Origin of the sequence: Streptomyces sp. URMC 123 (assembly GCF_051386515.1) — a bacterium.
Classification (GTDB): Bacteria; Actinomycetota; Actinomycetes; order Streptomycetales; family Streptomycetaceae; genus Streptomyces.
Genome location: NZ_JBPQTV010000503.1, coordinates 1 through 3114, shown reverse-complemented (window position 1 = coordinate 3114; position 3114 = coordinate 1). Strand labels below are relative to the sequence as shown.

The 3114-nt window shown below is 70.0% G+C and carries 4 protein-coding genes and 1 tRNA gene; 3 read left to right on the top strand and 2 right to left on the bottom strand.

Annotation, left to right across the window (positions count from 1 at the left end; genetic code table 11):
* Positions 1-172 precede the first annotated feature (172 nt).
* A tRNA-Gly gene (locus ACSNOD_RS30005) sits at positions 173-246 on the bottom strand.
* A 228-nt stretch (positions 247-474) separates the two neighbouring features.
* Between ACSNOD_RS30005 and ACSNOD_RS30000 the strand changes: the two genes are divergently transcribed.
* From ACSNOD_RS30000 to ACSNOD_RS29990, 3 genes are all read left to right on the top strand, one after another.
* Complete coding sequence (locus ACSNOD_RS30000) at positions 475-648, top strand: hypothetical protein (RefSeq protein WP_436770233.1); 174 nt, start codon at positions 475-477, stop codon at positions 646-648.
* A 160-nt stretch (positions 649-808) separates the two neighbouring features.
* Positions 809-1384, top strand: a complete 576-nt coding sequence (gene dcd, locus ACSNOD_RS29995) for a dCTP deaminase (RefSeq protein ID WP_436770232.1) — start codon at positions 809-811, stop codon at positions 1382-1384.
* Between the two features lies 1 nt (position 1385).
* Entirely contained in the window at positions 1386-1892 is a 507-nt protein-coding gene (locus ACSNOD_RS29990; protein ID WP_436770231.1) for a phosphoribosyltransferase, read from the top strand.
* 82 nt (positions 1893-1974) lie between these two features.
* On the opposite strand, the gene ACSNOD_RS29985 is transcribed toward ACSNOD_RS29990, so the two are convergent.
* Positions 1975-2934 carry a YIP1 family protein gene (locus ACSNOD_RS29985; RefSeq protein ID WP_436770230.1) on the bottom strand — a complete coding sequence of 320 codons (960 nt, stop codon included), beginning with the start codon at positions 2932-2934 and terminating at the stop codon, positions 1975-1977.
* Positions 2935-3114: the final 180 nt, after the last annotated feature.

Genomic DNA, 3114 nt, shown 5'->3' with positions numbered 1-3114 from the left:
CGACCGGCGGGGGCCGGTCGGGCCCGCCCCCGGAGGACGCGGGCCCCAGCCGCGTAGGGCGTCGATCACGAACACGTCCCCGGCACATCGGGGCTGCGGCGGATGATCGGGCCAACGCCTGGCGCGGTCCGGGCAACAACAAAGCCCCGGGCCGTTGGCCTGGGGCTTTTCTTGGAGCGGGTGACGGGAATCGAACCCGCGCTCTGAGCTTGGGAAGCTCATGTTCTACCATTAAACTACACCCGCGTGAGCGACCTCTTGAGGTCTCACCGTCGCACACTGTACCCCATCCGGGCCCCCGGCGTACGCGCCGCGGGGCCCTTGTGGTGTCGGGGGTGGGGGACACGCGCGCGGAGCGCGGGAGTTGGGGCGTACCGTGGGGTCGGAGTGCCGCCTTCGAGTGCGCCCGGGTCATCCCCTAATGTGGCTTTTGTCGTCCCAGTACGTATGGACCACCTTGGGGAGAGGGACTCGATGGAGCAGCGCACCGTCGTTCGTTGTGCCGAGGGGCACGTCTTCAGCACCGCCTCGTTCCCGATGCAGCACCTCGGCTCCGGCCGGCTCGGGCCCGGGCGGCTGCTGCGCTGCCCGCGCTGTGCGCGGCTGCGCAGCGCCGTGCCGGTGCCCCACCTCGTCGGGAAGCGGTAAGGAACGGTAGCGAGCGGTAACAACCGGTCGTGAGCGGTCACGCGCAAGGGCCCGGCGAGCCGGTCCACGTCACGTCGCCGCCACTCGAACCGATGGCGAAAGACCCTCGCGGGCCCGGTCCGATTGGGCCGGGCCCGCTTTGTCCGCGTAACCTGCCACCGTGCTTCTCTCAGACAAGGACATCCGGGCCGAGATCGACGCCGGGCGGGTGAGTATCGATCCGTACGATGCCTCGATGGTGCAGCCGTCGAGCATCGATGTACGGCTGGACCGTTTCTTCCGGGTGTTCGAGAACCACCGCTACCCGCACATCGACCCCGCCATGGAGCAGAGCGATCTGACCCGGCTGGTCGAGCCGGAGGGCGACGAGGCGTTCATCCTCCACCCCGGTGAGTTCGTGCTGGCCTCCACCTACGAGGTCATCAGCCTCCCCGACGACATCGCCTCCCGGCTGGAGGGGAAGTCCAGCCTCGGCCGGCTCGGGCTGCTCACGCACTCCACGGCCGGCTTCATCGACCCCGGGTTCTCCGGGCACGTGACGCTCGAGCTGTCCAACGTGGCGACGCTTCCGATCAAGCTCTGGCCGGGGATGAAGATCGGGCAGCTCTGCATGTTCCGGCTCACCTCGCCCTCCGAGCACCCGTACGGCTCCGAGCGCTACGGCTCCCGCTACCAGGGCCAGCGCGGGCCGACCCCCTCCCGCTCCTATCTGAACTTCCATAGGACCCAGGTCTGACATGTCCGACACCAGCGCCGTGCGCGAGAACCTCACCTACGACCTCTTCGGCCGGGCCATCCGTGAGCTGGCCCAGACCATCGCCGACGACGGCTACGAGCCGGACGTCGTGCTCTCCATCGCCCGGGGCGGCGTCTTCGTCGCGGGCGGTCTCGCCTACGCCCTGGACTGCAAGAACATCCACCTGGTCAACGTGGAGTTCTACACCGGCGTCGGCACCACCCTCGAGATGCCCGTGATGCTCGCGCCGGTGCCCAACGCGATCGACTTCTCCAACAAGAAGGTCCTGATCGCCGACGACGTCGCCGACACCGGCAAGACGCTGAAGCTCGTGCACGACTTCTGCCTCGACCACGTCGCCGAGGTCCGCAGCGCGGTGATCTACGAGAAGAGCCACTCGCTCGTGAAGTGCGAGTACGTGTGGAAGAAGACCGACGAGTGGATCAACTTCCCCTGGTCCGTCGAGCCGCCCGTCGTCCAGCGCGAGGGCCAGGTCCTCGACGCCTGACCCGGCGTCCGACCCGACGTCTCACCACCTGAAAGGGCCCCGCGCACCGCGGGGGGCCCTTTCCGTGTCCGTACCGACGCCGCTACAGCGTCCCCAGCTTCACCAGCGCCAACAGCGCCACCAGCTGGATCGACGACGCCCCCAGCGCCTTCGGCCACGCCAGATCGTGCGACTTGCTCACCATCGACGTGAACAGCGCCCCCGCCGCCACCCACGTCGCCCAGCCCAGCACCTGCACCAGCGGGCTGTCCCCGCCCAGGAACATCGCGAAGAGCAGCCGCGGCGCGTCCGTGATCGCCATGATCAGCATGGACAGGCCCACCGTCGGCTGCCAGGTCCCGTTGCCGCCGAGCTGCCGTGCCAGCGTATGGGTGACCGCGCCCAGCAGCAGCCCGCTGATGATCATGGCGATGCCGCTGATCACCACCCACGGGATGCTGTTGGACAGCGTGGCGTTCAGGACGTCCTGGCGCGCCTTGTCGAAGCCGAAGACCGCCAGCAGGCCGTAGACGAAGGTGACGACCAGCGCCGGACCCCACACGGGGTAGTCCCGCATCTGCCAGAACGTGGGCCCGGGGCGCAGCACGATCCCGCTCAGCAGCTCCTTCCAGGGCAGCCGCGGCCCCGCCGGCACCACCGGGTCCTGGCCGGCCCGATAGGTGCTCACCCGGTCGTCCCCGCCGTCGTACGGGTCGTACGGGGCGCCGTACGGGTCCTGGCCCTCGTCTATGCGGAACGCCTGCGTGTGGCCCGGGGAGTTGGCGTACGGGTCCGCGCCGTGGCCGCCGTCGCCGAAGTACTCCGGCTCGTCGCCCGGCCCACCGCCGTACGGCTGCTGCCACTGGTCCGGGTGCCGGCCCTGCGGCGCCTGCTGTCCGTACGGCGCGCGGGGGCCGGGCTGTCCGTACTGCCCCTGCTGCCCGTGCGGAGGAGGCACGGGACGGCCGCCGTACGGTGCCCCGTACGGCTGCTGCCCTTGCTGCGACGCCTGCTGCTGCGCGGAGCGGGAGTCCCGGCCGCGTCCCATCCTGAATCCAGCCACGTAATCGAACGTACCTGGTCGGTCGCGCGCAGGTGACGGCGCTGCCCCAACCTGCCCGGTTTGCTGCGGACCTGTGACATCCCGTAAGGGGGAAAACCGGGGACGTTCCCGGGTCCGCGCCGGTTTCCCCGCCCGGAGGCACCGGTTCCGCCAGCCGGAGGCCGAGCCCCCGCTCGGAGG